We start from the raw sequence: 17,699 nt of genomic DNA on the forward strand, positions 1-17,699 counted from the left end.
CGGCATCCGCGGGTCGCTGCTCGGGACCGCCTAGAAGAAGGTGATCCCGTGCGGCGCGCGCGGCGTCTGGAGCATCGATCGCAGCAGGAGCGGCGCAGCAGGGTCGGCCGCTTGCAGCACACCGGCTGCGGCGAGCGACACCGGCGAGACCGCGCCGAGCAGGAGCGAACCGAGGTCGGCGACGTCGAGCGCGAGGTCGGCGCCGGCAGCGTCGGTCTCGTCGCTCAGCTTCGTAGCCGTGCCGTGACCACCGGTCACCTCGAGGCGGAACGTGCCCGCCGCGTAGCCGAGCGCGTCGGTCACGGCGATCGTCAACGAGCCGTCGACCGCGAACGGACGCGACGCGAGGACGGCCGGGAGGTCGAGGACGCGCAGCCACACGTGGTCCTCTTCGTGCTCGATGTCGTAGGCGCGATTGTCGCCGAGGGCCGAGACGATCGGGTCGTCGAGGCGGGCGCGGTTGTACTTCACGACGTCGTTGAGGTCGATGGAGAGCAGGAACTCCCAGAGCGACAGGTAGGCCGCGTCGGTCGCGTAGACGAGGTCGATGATCTCGATGCCGGTCTGTCCGCCGGGCTGCTCGACCATGCGCCACGTGACGTAGCCGTCGACCTCCTCGCCGTCGGCGGGACGGTGCACGGCGGCGCGGGTGTCCTTCGCCGGTTCACCGTCGCGACCGAGCGTGCCGAGGACCAGCGGCCACGACCCGGTGTTGCGGACCATGGACCCGATCGAACGCTCGTCGAAGCGATCGAACACCTGACGTGCGACGCCGTCGACCAGGTACTCGGGCGTGACGACGGACACGATGCCGCTCGTCGGCGCGAGGAACGGCAGTGCCTTCGCGCGCTTCACGACGACGTTGCGCTCACGGATCGCGGAGCCGAATCCGAACCGACGGTAGATCGTGCCCTCGCTGGCGGTGAGGGCCGCGATCGCATAGCCATCGGCGACGCCGCGCTCGAGAGCCTGCGTCATCATGCGGCGCAGGATGCCGCGGCGTCGTTCGGTCGGGCGGACCGTGACGTCGGAGATCGCCTGCGTGTTGATGCTGGTGCCGTCGCCCCAGCTGAGCGCCTTCGGGAACCAGGAGAAGGTGCCCGCGGGCCAGGTCTCGTCGACCGAACCGGGCTGCGGCTTGCGGACGTAGGCGCCGAGCAGCACCGCTTCGTCGGCGATGAGTTCGTTCACCTTGCGCTTGCGCGCCTCCGGCTTGGGGGTGGACTCGTGGAAGCCGAATCCGATGGCGTCGAGGGCCGCGAGGCTCTCCGGGGTCGGTTCACCGTCGGCCCCGTTCGCGAACGGGAACTCACGGAGCTCGTAACGGGCGTCGAAATCTTTGCTGTTGGCCACGACTCCAGCCTAACGACCCGGCCTGACACGCCCCCGGGAAGCGCGGTGGGAGAGCGACCTCACGGCAGGGTGATCGACACCTCGACCGTGTACTCGTCGGCGGTCTGGCCGAGCACCCGCTGCCGCAGCTCCGTGGTCGGCATCGTGATGCCGCGCTCCGCGATCGCGTCGAACAGGGCGACCACCGCGGGGTGGGTCGATCCCTCGGGGAGCTCGACGCCCGGTTCGGATCGCCAGACCGCGGCGAGCTCGGTCCGCTCGGGCAGCACGTCGACCGTGGTCTCGTCACCACCCCACGTCGGTTCGAGCTGCGACGAGGTCGGCCAGCAGCAGACGATCTCGACCGCCCCCTGCTCGCCCGGTCGGAGCGCGGTCCAGAACGTGCCCGTCGGGCCGACCCCGGCCTCCTGCAGGGCGACGTAGAGCTGCGAGAACTGCTCGTTCGCGTCGTCGTCCGTCACGGCGTCCTCGTCGCCGCGCGGCACGGTCAGCACCCGGCCGACATAGGGCTGGGGCGGGAGCTCGCGTTCGACGATCTCGACCGGTGCCGCGAGCGACGCGACGACCGAGCGGGCCTGCGCGAACGCGCGGCCCTCCTGCTCGCGCTGCTCCAGGACCAGGCGGTGGTGCACGTCGATCGCGGTCGACGGTTCGGCGCCTGCGACGGAGACACCCACCGCGGCGAGGGGGACGCCGGCATCGCGGAGGGCCTTCACGATCACGCCCGAGCGCACCTGCTCCTCGCCGTAGCGGCGGTAGCCGGAGTCGGGATCGACGTCGGCCGGAACCAGGACGCCCTTCTCGTCGTAGTGGCGGAGCGCCTTCACGCTCAACCCGGTCATGCCTGCGAACTCTCCGATGTGCAACATGCTTCAAGCATCACGCCTCCCCCTACGGGAGAGTCAAACCGCTGACATCGGCGCCCAAACCGCACCCCGAAGGTTCCTTAGTGAAGGATAAGCGCCTAAACTTCACTAACGGCTGTCGTAACTGCAACTTCGGCCGGGAAACAGGAGGGGACGATGACGACCGCTGTCACGTATGAACAGCGGCCCTGGCGGTCGCGTATCGCTCCCGACGCGTTGCCGAAGCGCGAGCGGCTGCTCCTCGCACAGCCATACGACGCCGCGGTCCCGCCGCCGATCGCGGACCTCGACATCCGCTTGTCGGATGGTCTCGTGGAGCTGCTGGGCGAAGCGCAGGAACGGATCATCCGTTTCGACAGCGAGGTCGGTCACGTCACCGCGCCCTTCTCGTCGATCCTGCTGCGGAGCGAATCGGCGTCGAGCTCGCAGATCGAGAACCTGACGAGCAGCGCGAAGGCGATCGCCGAGGCCGAGTTGGACGAGCGTGATACCGGGAACGCACCGCTCATCGTCGCCAATGTTCGAGCTCTCGAGGCAGCACTCGCGGCATCGGACGAGCTCTCCAACACGACGATCATCGCCATGCAGGAGCAGCTCCTCGGCACATCGGCACCGGAGATCACCGGCCGATATCGCGACGAGCAGGTCTGGATCGGGGGCGGCAACTTCGGTCCGCATGAAGCGGACTTCGTTCCGCCGCACCATGACCGTGTCGCAGCGGCGATGGACGACTTCATCGCCTACTCCCTCCGACCGGCACCCCTCCCGCTCGCTGCGATCGCCGTCGCTCACGCGCAATTCGAGACCATCCACCCGTTCCCTGACGGCAACGGGCGCACCGGTCGAGCGCTGGTGCAGGCCGCCCTCCGGCGAGTCGGACTGACCAGCGGGGTCACTGTGCCCATCTCAGCCGGCATCCTGCAACAGCGCGACGACTACTTCGCTGCACTCACCAGCTATCGGCAGGGCGACGTCGAGCCGATCGTCCACGTCTTCGCCGACGGTGCGTTCCTCGCGATCGCCAACGGACGGACATTGGTGGAGGAGATCGAGACCATCCGGGCCGCATGGCAGCAGGCCTTGCGCGACATCCGCGCCGATTCGGCCGCGCACCTCATCACGGCGCTGGCACTGGAGCATCCGGTGATGAACAGTCGACTCGTGCGCGAACATCTCGACGCCTCAGATCGCACGGTCTTCAACACCCTCGACACCCTCGTAGACCGTGGCATCCTCACGGTCGGCTCGTCGCGACAGCGGAACCGTCTCTGGACTGCGCCTCCCGTTCTGGCAGCGCTCGACGGGTTCGCTGCGCGCAGCATGCGGCGCGGCTGATGGCGCTTCCCCACGACACGGAGCACCTGCGTTTCCGGCCCATGACGCCGGCGGACCTCGACGACATGGCGAAGCTCCTCGGCGACCGCGCAGTCATGGAGTTCTACCCGTCACCGAAGACCCGCGAGCAGGCCGCGGCGTGGATCGCCTGGAACGAGGACAACTACGCAAAGTACGGCTTCGGACTGTGGATCATCGAGACCCACGACGGCGACTTCGTCGGCGACTGCGGCCTGACCTGGCAGCGGGTCAACGGCGTCCGGAAGCTCGAGGTCGGGTACCACGTGAGCCCCGCCTGGCAGGGTCGAGGGTTCGCGACCGAGGCCGCCGCCGCCAGTCGGGACTTCGCCCAGGAGCACACGGACTCGTCAGAGCTCGTCGCGATAGTCCACCCCGACAACCGGGCGTCGTCGCGCGTGGCGGAGAAGATCGGCATGCGGCGCGTGGACGACGACCTCGGGGCAGACGGGTCGGTGCGGCATGTGCTGAGCATGCGACTTCGATCGACGGCCGCCCTCAGCGACGCCGATCACCTCGCTGAGTAGCCGCTGCCCCTACCCCCGCGCCGCCACGAAGGCCGCGACGCAGTCCTCGATGTCCTGCTCGCTGTGCGCGGCACTGATCTGCACGCGGATGCGAGCCTCGCCGCGGGGCACCACCGGGAAGCTGAACGGGATCACGTAGATGCCCTGCTCCAACATCCGCGCCGCGACCTGCACCGCCTGCTGCTCGTCGTCGAACATCACCGGGATGATCGGGTGCGAGCCTTCCAGCAAACGGAAGCCCTCCTCGGTCATGCGGGCACGGAACAGGTCCGCCTTGCGGAACAGTCCCTCGCGCAGGTCGTCACCCTCCGCCGCGAGCTCCACGGCCCGACGCGCTCCGGCGACCAGCGACGGCGCCAGGCTGTTCGAGAAGAGGTACGGCCGGCCCGACTGCCGCAGCACGTCGACGATCTCCTGCTTCGCACTCACATACCCGCCCGACGCACCGCCGAGCGCCTTGCCGAGGGTGCCGGTGAGGATGTCGACCCGGTCCTGCACACCGAACAACTCCGGCGTTCCGCGACCACCCGGGCCGACGAAGCCGACGGCGTGCGAGTCGTCGACGAGGACGAGCGCGCCGTAGCGGTCGGCGAGGTCGCAGATCTCGTCCAAGGGCGCGTAGAAGCCGTCCATCGAGAACACGCCGTCGGTGACGATCACGGTGCGACGCGCGTCGGCGGCGTTCATGAGCTGTTGCTCGAGGTCGGCCATGTTGCGGTTGCGATAGCGCAAGCGGCGGGCCTTGCTCAGGCGGATGCCGTCGATGAGCGACGCGTGGTTGAGCGCGTCGGAGATGATCGCGTCGTGCTCGCCGAACAGCGCACCGAACACGGCCCCGTTCGCGTCGAAACAGGAGGAGAACAGGATGGTGTCCTCCGTGCCGAGGAAGGCGCTCAGCTCCTGCTCGAGGTCGCGGTGGATCTGCTGCGTGCCGCAGATGAAGCGGACACTCGCGAGCCCGTAGCCCCACTCGTCGAGCGCCACCTTCGCCGCATCGACGATCGACGGCTCGTTGGCGAGGCCGAGGTAGTTGTTGGCGCAGAAGTTCCGCACCTCGCGGCCGTCAATCGTCACGTGACTGCCCTGGCGGGACGTGATCGCGAACTCGCGCTTCGTGAGGTCGTCGGCCTCGATGCGGTCGAGCTGGTCGCGCAGTTGCGTCTTGATGGTGCCGTACATGTCGTCTCCTCGGGGTCGAGTGGGCGGTTGAGCTGAGTGTGGCGGTCGCTCAGGCGGCGGTCGCGGCGTGGGCGGCGACCGGTGCCTGTTCGTCGATGACGCCGGTGATGACGACGTCGCGGGTGTCGGTCCAGTCGATGAGCACCTTGCCGGCCGCTCCCCCGCGCGCGGTGTCGAACGCGTCCTGCCAAAAGGCGAGCGGGAAGCGGGCAGTGACGAGCGACTCGAGGGCGTTGCGGAGCTCGGGGCTGTGGTCGACCATCGCGCTCGCGTGGTGCCAGGTGTCGAACATCTCGCGGCCGTAGATGCCCTTGATGGTGATCATGCGGGTGATGACCTTGGTCCAGTCGATCTCGATGTTGGTCGAGGGGAGGCCAAGGAGCGCGACCTTGCCTCCGGTGTTGAGGTTCTCGATGAGCTCGCTGGCGGCGGCGGCCTGTCCGGACATCTCGAGGCCGATGTCGAAGCCTTCGAGCATGCCGAGCTCGGCCTGGGCGTCGGCGACCCGCTCCTTCGAGACGTCGACCACGCGGTCAGCCCCGACGGCGAGGGCCTTCTCGAGGCGGTCGGCGACGACGTCGGTCGCGACGATGTTGCGCGCCCCGGCGACCCGGCAGACGGCGATGGCCATGAGCCCGATGGGGCCGCAGCCGGTGATGAGGACGTCTTCGCCGAGGATCGGGAAGCTGAGGGCGGTGTGGACGGCGTTGCCGAGGGGGTCGAAGAGTGCGCCGAGGTCGGGGGTGACCTGGTCGCCGTGGACCCACACGTTGGTGGCTGGCAGGACGACGTACTCGGCGAAGGCACCGTCGAGGTTGACGCCGAGGCCGCGGGTGTGACGGCAGAGGTGGCGGCGGCCGGATCGGCAGTTGCGGCACGTGCCACAGACGAGGTGGCCCTCACCGGAGACCGCTGCGCCGACGGGGATCCCCTCGACGCGGCTGCCGACCTCGACGACCTCGCCGGAGAACTCGTGGCCGGGGACGAGCGGGGCGTCGACCGCGCCGGCCGCCCACGGGTCCCACGACTCGATGTGGAGGTCGGTGCCGCAGATGCCGGTGCGGTGGACGCGGATCAGGACGTCGTCGGAACCCATGGCCGGCATCGCGCGCTCGACGAGTTCGAAACCAGCGGTGTCGGGTCGTTTCCAGAGGGCGAGCAACGGCGTTCCTTCCTGCGGGAGCGGCGGCGGCCGGTGGTGCCGGCTGTCGCGGACGGGCGTCGTTGCGCTGTCCTGGTGACCAACGTAGTCAGATCGATCCGTCATGAATATTGAGGGTTTCCACGTGACCAGTTAGCTTGAGCTGATGAATCTCTCTCAGATGCGGATCATGCGCGAGCTGGCCGAGCGCGGGACGATCGCGGCGGTCGCGCGGCACCTGCATGTCACGGCGCCGGCGATCTCGCAGCAGCTGGCCGCCCTGCATCGCGAGCTGGGCGTCGCGTTGACGTATCGGGTGGGGCGCGAGATCCGGCTGACCGAGGCGGGCATGGCACTGGCCGAGATGGCGGGGACGGTGCACACGCTGATCGACCGTGCGGCCGAGACGGTGCGCGAATACGGCGGCGACACCGGGGCGCGGGTGCGAGTGGCGGCGTTCCAGAGTGCGGGGCAGGCGTTGCTGCCGGAGTTACTGGAGGACGCTGACGGCGGACCGTCGCTGGTGTTCGGCGAGCATGATGTCGCGCAACCCGAGTTCGCCGAGCTCGTCGATCAGTACGACCTCGTCATCGCGCACCGGATGGACCATGACGAGCCGTGGCCGTCGGAGCAGCTGTCGGTGACGACGCTGCTGAGCGAGCCGTTCGACGTGGCGATGTCGGTGGACCATCCGCTCGCTGGGCGATCGTCGGTGTCGGCGGTCGAGCTCGCGGACGAGTCGTGGATCGCCGCCCACGCGGGCTTCGCGCCGGATGTCGCGCTCGGGGTGGTCGAGGCGACGGCGGGAGTGCGCTTCCATCGCGCGCATCGGGTGAACGACTACCACCTGGCCGCGTCGCTCATCGTGGGCGGAGTGCTGCTGGCGTTGTTCCCCCGGTACACGGCGCCGCGGGCCGACCCGCGATTGGTGCTCGTGCCGCTCGAGGACGTGCGGATCGCGCGCAACATCGACGTGCTCGCGCGGCCGCACGCGCTGGCTCGAGTGGCAGTGGCGGGGACGCTGGAGCGACTGCAGGACGGAGCTGATGCACTGCAGCGGGAGCGTCCGTCGGCGCCGACCGGTCCCGGGCTGCATCACGTCGAGGTGTGGCTCGCGGACGTGGAGGCGGAGCGGGCGGGTTGGGCCTGGCTGCTGTCGCGCGTCGGGTTCTCCCAGGAGAGCGAGTGGCCGGGCGGCGAGTCCTGGGAGGCCGGCGACACCTACGTCACGCTGACGGCGTCGCCGAACCTCAGCGCGGAGTCGCATGATCGGCGACGTCCGGGCGTGAACCATCTCGCGTTCCGCGGCGGCACGCGGGCGACTGTCGACGCGATCATGACGGCGGGTCCTGAACATGGCTGGCAGCCGCTGTACCAGGACCGCTATCCGCACGCCGGTGGCGAGCAGCACTACGCGGGCTGGCTCGAGAACGAGTCAGGGTTCAAGGTCGAGGTGGTCGCTGATCCTGGTCTCAGCGGGTCACGGGCTGACGACGTCTGAGCAGCGCCGCCCGTGTCTCGACGCTGACGATCGCGATGATGACCAGGCCGACGCAGCCGAGCCCGGCGATGGTGTTGCCGCTGAGCAGGAAGATTCCGCCGAGCCCGAGGCAGACGAGCAGGAGATCGTTGAAGCTGCCGGCCCGGACGGTCACGGATAGGTCACGCTCAAGACCAGCCGACTCGTCGACCCGACCCTTCGCGAGGAGACGATCCCGGAGCATGTTGGATCCCAGGCCGGCCGAGAGGACAATCACCGCATAGACCGCACTGACGATCGGCCGCGGGACCTCCTGCCAGAGAACCGTCCGGACGAGCCACACGAGCACGATGGCGCCTGCCACGGCGGCCGTGAAGATGTACCAGGGCTTCCCCATCAGGCTCCTCCCCCGCTGCGGTCGGCCGATGCCGAACATCTCATCGACGCTAGGCGCATGGTGAAGTGACGTCAATGCACTGGTGACATAAGCCACATACGTCGCCTGTGAAACGAGCTACTCCGCCGCTGATCGCGCGCCTCATGACGGTGCGGCGCAGGGTCTGCTCTCGAGAACCCCAACACCAGCGGGTCCGCTCGAAGTCGATTGTCGGTCGCCTTCGTCACCGCTTGCCGAGATAGATCTCACTGGCACAGAGCGCAGCGACCTCTGGAAAGGTGAGGCCCGATTCGGAGGAAGCGAGTTCTGGCACGCACAACATGACCTCCATCGGCTCGATACCGAGCTTGTCGGTGACAGCGAGGACCGAACTCCAGGCTCTGGAGAAGTTGTCGGTCGTCACCGGCGTACCGGTTGCGACCAGCGCCGCGGCAGTCGCCTGCTGCACTCGTTCGTAGGAGTACGAGCCGCCAACCACCTCGCGTGCTTGTTCTATCGGATCATCTGCAGTCTGCAGCGCAGGAGCGTCAGCTGGCGGCGACTGCATCGAGGACTGGCTGTCCGACTGGACGGCTGGAGGACGCGATCCGCCGACGACAACGCTGACGACGACGATCGCACCGATCGCCGCGATGATCGAGCACGCGATCAGAAACCGTCCCGCCGTCGTTCGCGTGAGCTTCGTCGGCGCGGGTGGGTCTCCCCCGGGATCGATTTCGGGTTGCGCTTCGGACATGCGGAGGTCACTCTCCATCGGGTCAAGTCGGAGTGGTCGATGCTGGCCGGGAGATGCCGGGCTCGTCGATCCACCTTCCGCTACACTCCCACAACTCGGGCGCGTGACCCATTCTGGGACTGATGACCCCCGCCCCTCCCCCGCCAGACTGTGCTTGGCCCGGTTCGCGGGTCCGTCACCTGCTCCGTCGATCGCTTCGATGTCACCATCGGTTCACGCCGGGTCCCAATCCAAGGATCATCTGCCATGCCTGGTTCCCTGCACGTCCACGTCATGGACGGAACGCATCTCAACGTCCGAGTGGTATCGGATCAAGGAGCGACGCTCTCACTCATCGGTGAGCTGACAGACCTGGAACCGGCCGTTGAAAGCGGCGGTGTTCTCGAGTCGAACCCTGCGCTACTCAGAAACATGTGGGCGCACGCCAAGACCTGGTACACAGCTCGTGCGACCTCGAATGTCGATGCACTGAGTGTGGCCGATCCTGATGAGCAGAAGGCGGCCATCAAGTTCATCGAACGTGCGCGCAAGATGGCACAGAAGCGTGCTGATGACTACGGGAAGACCGCGCAATGGATCGCGGACGTCGCTGACGATGTGTCGCTCCTCGACGTCGAACACGGCTGGTGTTCGTCCTGTTTCGTCAAGAGCGAGCATCGGAAGTCGAACCGTCCAGCTGGCCAGGTTCCCGTGTATGTCTGTCAGGCCTGCGGATCGCCAACGCTGCCTTGCGTCGCACTCGGCTGCGACAATCTGGCTGTCCGCGACCGCGGGGCCATCCGCTTTCCACAGTTCTGTGCAGAGCATCGCCACGACATCCCGGGCTTCGAAAAAGCCGATGGGCCGTTCGGAGACCTTCACGACTACGAAGACTTCCTGCGATACGAAGAACCCGACCTCGATAAGGCATCCAAGATCACGATCGGCGCCGCACTCGCTGTGGGCGTCGCCGTGCCGCTCACCTTTCTCGCTGCACCTGCGATCGGAGGCGCGATCGGTTCGCTCGGGTTGTTCGGCGGACTATCGGGCGCCGCGGCTTCTGCTCACGGCCTTGCCCTTCTCGGGGGTGGGAGCTTGGCAGCCGGCGGGCTCGGTATGGCGGGCGGCACCGCAGCCGTGACCGCTGTGGGTGCGGCGGTCGGCGGCGCGCTTGGAGCATCGGTTTCCAACGCATACGTCCGAGAGGACAAGTCCTTCCGTATCGAATTGCTCCGTCCCGGCAACGGAGGCGTGCCCGTGGTCGTTGCGAACGGTTTCCTCACGGACGGCGAGGGCGAGAAATGGGGAGGCTGGAGGAAGATTGTCAGCGACCGATACCCCGACTCCCCGGTATATCGAGTCCGCTGGGGCTCCAAGGAACTCCGAGACTTCGGAGTGCTCAGCGCGGGGATCGCGAGCAAAGCCGGCGGCGCGTTCGCGGCGCAGGCTGCCGCCGCGGTGGCGACAAAGATTGGCGGGAGGCTTGTAGGCGGTCTGATCGGGCCGGCGTTGATCGCAACCGACCTCGCGAAGAACCCCTGGCATGTGGCGAAGAGTCGAGCCGACAAGACGGGTGTCATCGTCGGAGACCTACTGGCGCGCACGAACGCTGAATCGTACGTACTCATCGGCCACAGTTTGGGTGCACGGGTCATGGTCGTCGCGGCAGAAACACTCGGGACGAAGCCCGGTGGCCCGAGGATCCAGTCGGCCCACCTTCTCGGCGCAGCGATCGGCGCAGAGAGCAACTGGGACGGGCTCACCGCTGCCGTAGATGAAGTCGTCTACGGATATCACTCTCGTAACGACGCCGTGTTGAAGTACGTGTACAAAACGGCCCAATTCGGAGAGACAGCGGCAGGACTCACGGGCTTCACGCCCGCGTCGAGCAAGTTGCAGAATGTCGATGTGACGGACCAGGTCGCTACGCACTCCGACTATCTGGGAGCTGTTCGACTCGTCTGAGGCGGAGTCGTTTGGTCAAGGCGTTTCGGTCGTTCAGACTCTGAACGACCGAAGCAGCCAAGACTCAAACAGTCTGAGCAACGATGGTCTCGCCGCTCTGCCGAACACGCCCGGACGCCAACCCGAACTCGAGCGCCTCGTCGAGGCGCGCTCCGATCGCGGCGGTGACTCGCTTGCCACCGAAGATCGCGAGGGTCTCGCGGCGGAGTTCGTCGGGCGAGAGACCGGCGGATTCCTCCGCTGCGATCGCCATCGCGTTCGCGATCTCCGCCAGGGAGATGTGCTCGATCGCTCGGGCCGCTTCGGCCGAGGACTGCCGCGCACCACGCCAGGTGAGTGGGTCGATCGACGTCGGCCAGGCGAACGGTTCGTCGGAGCGATCCAGCAACTCGGCCGGGACCTTGTCGAGGATCGACTTCGCCCGCGAACCCACCACCCGGTCGAGACCGAACGCACCCGCGACCAGCTTCGCCAGACGCGTCATGTGGATCGGCCCCTCGGCCTCCACCGCAGCGCGGATCGCGCCCTGCACCGCGACGACCGACTGCCGCCCGGGCAAGCGGTCGAGCACTTCGATCCCACCCAACGTGGGAGCGTCCCAGGGCTCGTACTCCGAGAGCTCCGGGTGCCGCGCTGACGTGTCCGGCACCGGCGCCGCCTCGACGGGCTGCGCCGAACCGACCTTGCGGTCGCGGAACTCCGACAGAGTCTCCAGCGACGCCAGCCGCTCCGACCACTCGCGCACTCGGGCGCTGCGAACGGGTGCGGGTGCATCCGAAGCATCGGGAGCGACATCGGCCTCATCGGTAACCGACGCATCAGCCGGATCCGCCTCCGTAACACCCGACGCCTCCGCCGTCGCACTCCCCGCAGCAGCCCGCTCGGCCGCAGCCTCCACCGCCGCGACCAACCGGTCCAGCACCTCCTCGCGGTGGTGCAGCCACTCCGGCAACCACACGCGCTCGACTCCCGGCCACCGCATCAGGCCACTCAGCACCTCGACCGGCAGTCCGTCACGGTCCGCGACCGTCCGACGCTCCCGCCACGATGCCCCGTCCAGCAGCACCGCCACCAGCGGCCGGTCCGGCTCCGCCTCCGTCGCGATGCTGATGTCGACGCGGAAGTCCGACAGCCCGACATCAGTCCGCACGGCGTGCCCGGCGTACCGCAGCTCGTCGGCGATCTCGTCGCGGTGGCGGTCGCTGATCGCCTGACGACGTCCATCCTCGCCGGCGGCCTCACTGCCCCGCTGCGCCAGCTCGAGGTAGGCCTTCAGGTGCTTGATGCCGATCGACGAGGTCTGCTCCGCCCGAAGCTCCGAAGGGTCGAAGCTCGCGAACAACACCACCTGACGGCGCGCACGCGTCACCGCGACGTTCAACCGCCGCTCGCCACCGGCCCGCGTGAGCGGACCGAAGTTCAACGGGATCACGCCCTTCTCGTTCGCACTGAACGCGATCGAGAACAGGATCGTGTCGCGCTCGTCGCCCTGCACGTTCTCCAGGTTCTTGACGAAGAGCCCGTCCTGCTCGTCGAGCGCCAGCGCGACCCGCGGGTCGGCACTGTCTCGCAGCAGGTCTTCGATCAACGTCCGCTGCTGCGCGTTGAAGGTGATGACCCCGAGCGACGGCGTCTCGTCCGGCGATGCTTCGAAGCGGCGTGAGATCTCCTCGACGATCGCCTGCGCCTCCACCGGGTTCGTCCGCAGCGACTTGCCGCGGCCACCCCGCTCGAACTGCCCGTCGAGTCGCACGAACGCCAGCCCGTGACCCGCCACCCCACCGTCGCCCGCGCCCGCGCCCGCGAACGGTGCCGGGAACGACGACAACTGGCTGTCGTAGTAGTGATGGTTCGAGAACGCGATGAGCGACTCGTCCTGGCTGCGGTAGTGCCACGACAGCCACTTGCTCGGCACCCGCGCCTGCACGCACTCGGAGAGGATCGACTCCTCGTCCTGCAGCACCTCGCTCGTGTAGTCGGCGTCGTCGTCGATCGTCGCGCCGGCCTCGGCGAACGTCGTCGGCGGCATCTGCTTGCTGTCGCCAACGACGACCACCGAGCGCGAACGCCCCATCGCCCCGATCGCGTCGGCGACCCGGATCTGCGACGCCTCGTCGAACACGACGATGTCGAACAGCTCGGCGGCGGCCGGGAAGAACCGCGCGACCGACTCCGGGCTCGCGAGTGTGCACGGCATGATCTGCGTGATGAGCTCGCCGAAGTTCTCGAGCAGCGCGCGGACGCTCATGCCGCCGCGCTGACGGTCGATCTGCCGACGCAGGCCGCCGACCTGGCCGCTCTCCGACTGCGAGCTGAACGTCCGCAAGCCCAGCACCGACGCCGGGATCGCCCGCGGCAGTTCCTCGCGCACGGCCTTCACGCTCGTGGTGAAGCGGGTGACGCTGCGGTTGTGGGCGGTGGCGTCGAAGGCGTCGAGCGTGGTGGTGCGCTCACGCTCGTCGATCGACGCCTGCGCGAGGCCCTTCTCGAAGGCGAGCGTCGCGTCCTCGGTCTCGATGCGACCGGCGAGGATCGCGGCGCGGACGTCGTCGAGACCGTGGGTGCGGAGCGGTTCGATGACCCGCACGAGGTCGAGCCAGCGTTCGAGGACGACGGGCTCGGCGGCGTCGAGGCGGCGGGCATCGCGCGTCGACCACCAGGCCTGCAGGAAGCCTTCGCCACCCGACCACGCCGACAGGCGCTCGGTGCTGACGGCCGCGGTGCGCAGGACGTCGCTCCAGGTGCTCGCGAGCGTCGTCAGCGCCTGGGCCGCCTGCTGCGACGGCTGGGTCGTGGCGTAGTGGTCGCGGACGGCGGTGATGAACGCGTCGTCGGGCTTGCCCGGCAGGCGGAAGCCCTCCGACAGCCAGCGATACCAACCGAGGAGTTCGCGGACGGGCTGGGTCGGTTCGACGAGCGGGTTCCAGCGGTCGCCGACGAGCGGCAGGGCGGTGGACCGGAGCGTGCCACGGAGCTGGACGAGACGGTCCTGCGCCGCCTTCGCCTCCGTGAGCTGCGGCACGAGCTGCTTGACCTTGAACGAGGTCGCGTCGACGGCCAGCACGTCACTCAGCTGGGCGAGCGCGGCCCGCAGTCGCTTCTTCCGACCGAAGAAGCTCGACGCCGCGGCCTGCTCGGCGGCGTGGAGGGGGCCGGCGATGTCGCGGTCGAGGATGGCGGGTGTGAAGGTCGAGCGCCACTCGGCCTGGGCGTCGCGGAGCTGTTCGGCGGCGGCGAGAGCGTCGTCGAGCCGGGAGAAGTCTTCGGGCCGCGTTCCCGCCATGAGCGCGCCGATGGGCAGGCGCGGTGCGGCGACGGCGGTCGACCAGAGGCCGAGGAGGTCGGGTCGCGACGCGAGACGCAGGGCGTCCATTGGGAGGCCGTCGTCGAGCGTCGCTGCAAGGGCCGCGTCCAGTGCGCGTGCGGCCTGCTGCACGGTCGCGGCGTCCAGCCCGGGAGCCGAGGGGCCGTCGAGGAACGCCCACGGGTGCGTCGTGCTCGGGCGCGCGAGGTCGGATCGCTCGGGGAGGTCGCGGAACACCCGCCGCAGCTCCTCGAACGCCTCGGGCGTGCCGGCGGCGACGAGCTGCTCGGGGATGGCCATCGGGAGGAGGTCGTGGTCCATCGCGAGCAGTCGACTCCGCGCGGAGTACAGGGAGAAGCCAGCCGCGTTGACCTCGTGGAGGCGATCGGCGTAGCGGGTGAGAGTGCGGAGGCCGGACTCGGACAGCTCGCGGTTGGTGCTCAGCGCGTCGATGTCGGCCTTGGTGCGCAGGTCGAGGCCGGTCTTGATCTGCGCGCGGACGACGTTGGGCCTGGCGCCCTTGTCGTGGAGGTCGAGCGAGAACGCGCCGAGCCCGACGTCTTCGAGTCGCTGCTTCACGACGTTGAGCGCCGCACGCTTCTCGGCGACGAACAGGACCTTCTTACCCTCGGCGAGCGACCGGGCGAGGAGGTTGGTGATGGTTTGCGACTTGCCGGTGCCGGGAGGGCCTTCGAGCACGAAGGTGCGGCCGGCGACCGCTTCGGCGACGGCGTCGAGCTGGGAGGAGTCGGCGGCGACCGGGCAGTCGAGGCCGAGGCGGTCGAGGTCGGTGTCGGTCTGCGCGGGCGTGGGGTCGGCGTAGGCCTCGAGCGGCGAGTTGATGAGGTGGTCGACGAGGCTGTTGGAGGCGAGCGTCTCCCAGTTCTCGTCGAGGTCCTTCCACAGCCGGTACTTCGCGAACTGGAGGATCGACAGCGACGCCGTCTCCTCCACGCGGAACGGGAGGCCGGCGTCGAGGATCGCCTGACGCACGGCGGTGAACGCGGCCGGGAGGTCGATGCCGGAGCCGTCCTCGACGGGGTTGGCGAGTCCGGGGATCTCGAGGCCGAAGCTCAGGCGCAGCTTCTCGAGCAGGCAGTAGTTGGGCGTGGAGGAGCCCGACTCGTCGAGGGTGAGGCGGTAGGAGGAGCCGCGGCTCGTGGTCGTGAGCGTGACGGGCACGAGCACGAGGGGTGAGCGGAGGTCGCGGTCGCCGAAGCGCCAGCTCAGCATGCCGAACGCGAGGTAGAGGTTGTTGGCGCCGGTCTCCTCGACGATCGTCTTGGCCTTGTAGGCGAGGGCGCGGAGCTTCGTCGGATAGGCGGCCTCGGTGACGTCGATGAAGGCGCTCTTCTTATCGTCGAGGAAGGTGATGCGGTCACTCTCGTCGAGATCGCGGCCGAACCGGATGCCGCGCTGCTGGTCGATCGTCGCGACGCTGTCGGAGGCGACGAGGGTGAGCGAGGTGCCGTGGTTGATGCTGTCCTCGAGGCGGCCGAGGGCGGGGCCGGGGACGGCGAGTTCGAAGCCGGAGCGGTCGGTGTAGTTGATGAGCTTGTTGCGGAGGCTGAGGTCGAGGAGGGCGTTCTTCCAGGTGGACACGCGCTTGGGGACGTCGGGGCCGTGGCCGGCGGCGGTCGACTCGGCGGTGGCCGGGGCGTCCTGCGTGAGGGCACGGGCTTCGGGTGCCTGGTAGAGGGTGACGACGGGTTCGCCCTCGGCGTTGATCCGGCGGCTGGGCAGCGGGTAGATCTTGCGGAGGCGGGCCTGGACGACGTCGGTGACGCCGATGAAGTCGTCGAGCGAGCCGGCGAGGTGGTCGGTGTGGGGCCGGCGGGAGGCGTCCGCGAAGGTGGCGGAGGTGCCGGTGAGCATGGTGGTCTCGACGACGCCGATGCGTCCGAGTTCGAGGGAGTTGACGGCTTCGGAGACGTCGGTGCTGGCGACGACGTCGAGGGTGGTCTGGACGCGCCAGTAGCCGAGGAAGATGTGGTCCTTGAGCAGCCAGAGCAGGGGGTGGATGCCGATGGCTTCGAGCACGGATGCGAGCAGGATGGTGGTGTCGAGGCAGGTGCCGAGGTGGCTGGTGAGGACTTCCTCGGGGGTGCGGACCTTCTGGCCGCTCTGGCCCCAGCTGGCGGGTGGTTCGGCGTAGCGGATGTCGCGGGCGCGGGCGGCGTCCCAGACGGCGGCGACGATGGCGTCGATGCGGGCGGGGTCGTCGAGTTGGTAGGTGGCGAGGGAGCTGTTGCCGGTCTGCTGGTCGAGGATGTCGGAGACCTCGAGCATGAGTTCGCTGACGACGAGAGCGTTGGGCTGCACGTGGGCGGCGAGGAGTTCGAGGCCGAGCTGCACGGGTGCGGCGATCCACTGGTTGGACGCGAGCACGGTGACGGGGCTCTCGACCGTGCCGAGCTGGGTGCCTGCGGCGTCGCGCACGGTGACGCGGATGACGCCTGGGCGCTGTTCTTCGACGAGGAGCATGCAGCGGGGGTCGAGGAGGACCTCGGGGCTGCGGAGGAGGGTGGTGCGGTCTTCGCCGAGGTCGGCGAGGAACACCTTGGTGTCGGCGAGGGCGCCGTCGGCGGTGACGACGTCGATCTCGACGGACGCCGCCCGGCGTTCCCCGCCGTGGTTCTCGAGGACGATCTCGTCGATCACCGCGATGCTGCAGTGCGCCATCGCGTAGCTGAGCGTCGGCGTCGCGCTGACGCGGATGGTGACGGCTGAGGGGGCGGCGGCTGCGTCTTCGGCAGACAAGGAGCCTTCGGCGCCGTCAACGGAAATGGAGCCTGCGGCGCTCTGCCCATCTTCCGCTTCGCGACCGTCGGCCAACCCGGTCGACGCAACCGCCCCGGTCCCTGAGCCTGTCGAAGGGCCCATCTCGTCTTCGCTCGCCGTCTTCGTCAACGCACCCGCCTCGCTCCCTGAGCCCACCCCACCGGTCCCTGAGCTTGTCGAGGGGCTCAACACCCGCCCCTTCAACTCCCCCACAACCGCAGCCCGCTCCGCGGCCTCAACACTCTCCAACAACAACTGCATCGAATCCAACGCCCGATACGCCGACTGGTCCGTGAACCCCGCGTTGTGAGCCCAGGCGTTCCGAACCTCCCGAAGCTCACTCGCGTACCCGCGAGCGCTCCGCGACAGCACGCGGTCGAACGGGTACCCGAGCTCCCCGATCCGCTCGGTCATCGCCCGAAGCATGAGTGACACGTCGGCCGCCGAGTACCGCCCGTGCCCGATCCCGGCCGCGCGGTCCTTCTCCTCGATCACCCGCGTCCACTCGACCCCGGGCACCGCCTCGGCGAACACACCCTCCACGACGGGGCGAAGCCCCAACCCAAGCTGCTCGAGCCCCTCGCCGACGGCGGAGTTGAGTTCAGAAGCGTCCACGTGTGGGCCTTTCATTGAGGTGG

At 68.6% G+C, this 17,699-nt stretch carries 11 protein-coding genes and 1 pseudogene; 5 read left to right on the forward strand and 7 right to left on the reverse strand.

Features of this window, described 5'->3' with window-relative positions:
- Window positions 1-30: 30 nt before the first annotated feature.
- Window positions 31-1,353 carry a GNAT family N-acetyltransferase gene (locus IFU30_RS16205; protein WP_192006064.1) on the reverse strand — a complete coding sequence of 441 codons (1,323 nt, stop codon included), beginning with the start codon at window positions 1,351-1,353 and terminating at the stop codon, window positions 31-33.
- 59 nt (window positions 1,354-1,412) lie between these two features.
- Window positions 1,413-2,222 (reverse strand): MerR family DNA-binding transcriptional regulator, encoded by an 810-nt coding sequence (locus tag IFU30_RS16210; protein ID WP_192006066.1) that lies wholly within the window; start codon window positions 2,220-2,222, stop codon window positions 1,413-1,415.
- Window positions 2,223-2,375: 153 nt separating this feature from the next.
- Here IFU30_RS16210 and IFU30_RS16215 point away from each other — a divergent pair, with 153 nt between their 5' ends.
- Both IFU30_RS16215 and IFU30_RS16220 read left to right on the forward strand, forming a co-directional pair.
- Complete coding sequence (locus IFU30_RS16215) at window positions 2,376-3,554, forward strand: Fic family protein (protein WP_192006068.1); 1,179 nt, start codon at window positions 2,376-2,378, stop codon at window positions 3,552-3,554.
- Window positions 3,554-4,099 (forward strand): GNAT family N-acetyltransferase, encoded by a 546-nt coding sequence (locus IFU30_RS16220; RefSeq protein WP_249404843.1) that lies wholly within the window; start codon window positions 3,554-3,556, stop codon window positions 4,097-4,099. The genes IFU30_RS16215 and IFU30_RS16220 overlap by 1 nt, the downstream gene beginning before the upstream one ends.
- 9 nt (window positions 4,100-4,108) lie before the next feature.
- On the opposite strand, the gene IFU30_RS16225 is transcribed toward IFU30_RS16220, so the two are convergent.
- The gene (locus IFU30_RS16225) at window positions 4,109-5,278 is read right to left on the reverse strand and encodes a glycine C-acetyltransferase (protein WP_192006070.1); all 1,170 of its coding nucleotides are present in this window, start codon (window positions 5,276-5,278) and stop codon (window positions 4,109-4,111) included.
- Window positions 5,279-5,327: 49 nt separating this feature from the next.
- Window positions 5,328-6,440 (reverse strand): L-threonine 3-dehydrogenase, encoded by a 1,113-nt coding sequence (gene tdh / locus IFU30_RS16230; protein WP_192006471.1) that lies wholly within the window; start codon window positions 6,438-6,440, stop codon window positions 5,328-5,330.
- Window positions 6,441-6,600: 160 nt separating this feature from the next.
- Here tdh and IFU30_RS20520 point away from each other — a divergent pair.
- Window positions 6,601-7,446, forward strand: a pseudogene (locus IFU30_RS20520) (LysR family transcriptional regulator); the annotation flags it as partial.
- Between the two features lie 24 nt (window positions 7,447-7,470).
- Window positions 7,471-7,920 carry a VOC family protein gene (locus IFU30_RS20525; protein WP_249404907.1) on the forward strand — a complete coding sequence of 150 codons (450 nt, stop codon included), beginning with the start codon at window positions 7,471-7,473 and terminating at the stop codon, window positions 7,918-7,920.
- Here IFU30_RS20525 and IFU30_RS16240 read toward each other — a convergent pair.
- Together IFU30_RS16240 and IFU30_RS16245 are read right to left on the reverse strand one after the other, a co-directional pair.
- Window positions 7,892-8,296 (reverse strand): hypothetical protein, encoded by a 405-nt coding sequence (locus IFU30_RS16240; protein ID WP_192006074.1) that lies wholly within the window; start codon window positions 8,294-8,296, stop codon window positions 7,892-7,894. The two genes, IFU30_RS20525 and IFU30_RS16240, sit on opposite strands and share 29 nt — an antisense overlap.
- Window positions 8,297-8,519: 223 nt before the next feature.
- The gene (locus IFU30_RS16245; protein ID WP_192006076.1) at window positions 8,520-9,032 is read right to left on the reverse strand and encodes a hypothetical protein; all 513 of its coding nucleotides are present in this window, start codon (window positions 9,030-9,032) and stop codon (window positions 8,520-8,522) included.
- Window positions 9,033-9,278: 246 nt separating this feature from the next.
- Between IFU30_RS16245 and IFU30_RS16250 the strand changes: the two genes are divergently transcribed.
- A complete protein-coding gene (locus IFU30_RS16250) occupies window positions 9,279-10,976 on the forward strand; it encodes a DUF726 domain-containing protein (protein WP_197977603.1) in 1,698 nt (565 codons plus the stop codon).
- A 64-nt stretch (window positions 10,977-11,040) separates the two neighbouring features.
- On the opposite strand, the gene IFU30_RS16255 is transcribed toward IFU30_RS16250, so the two are convergent.
- Entirely contained in the window at window positions 11,041-17,676 is a 6,636-nt protein-coding gene (locus IFU30_RS16255) for a DUF4011 domain-containing protein (RefSeq protein WP_342450884.1), read from the reverse strand.
- Window positions 17,677-17,699: the final 23 nt, after the last annotated feature.

It is taken from the genome of Plantibacter sp. CFBP 8798, from assembly GCF_014841195.1.
Lineage (GTDB): Bacteria > Actinomycetota > Actinomycetes > Actinomycetales > Microbacteriaceae > Plantibacter > Plantibacter auratus.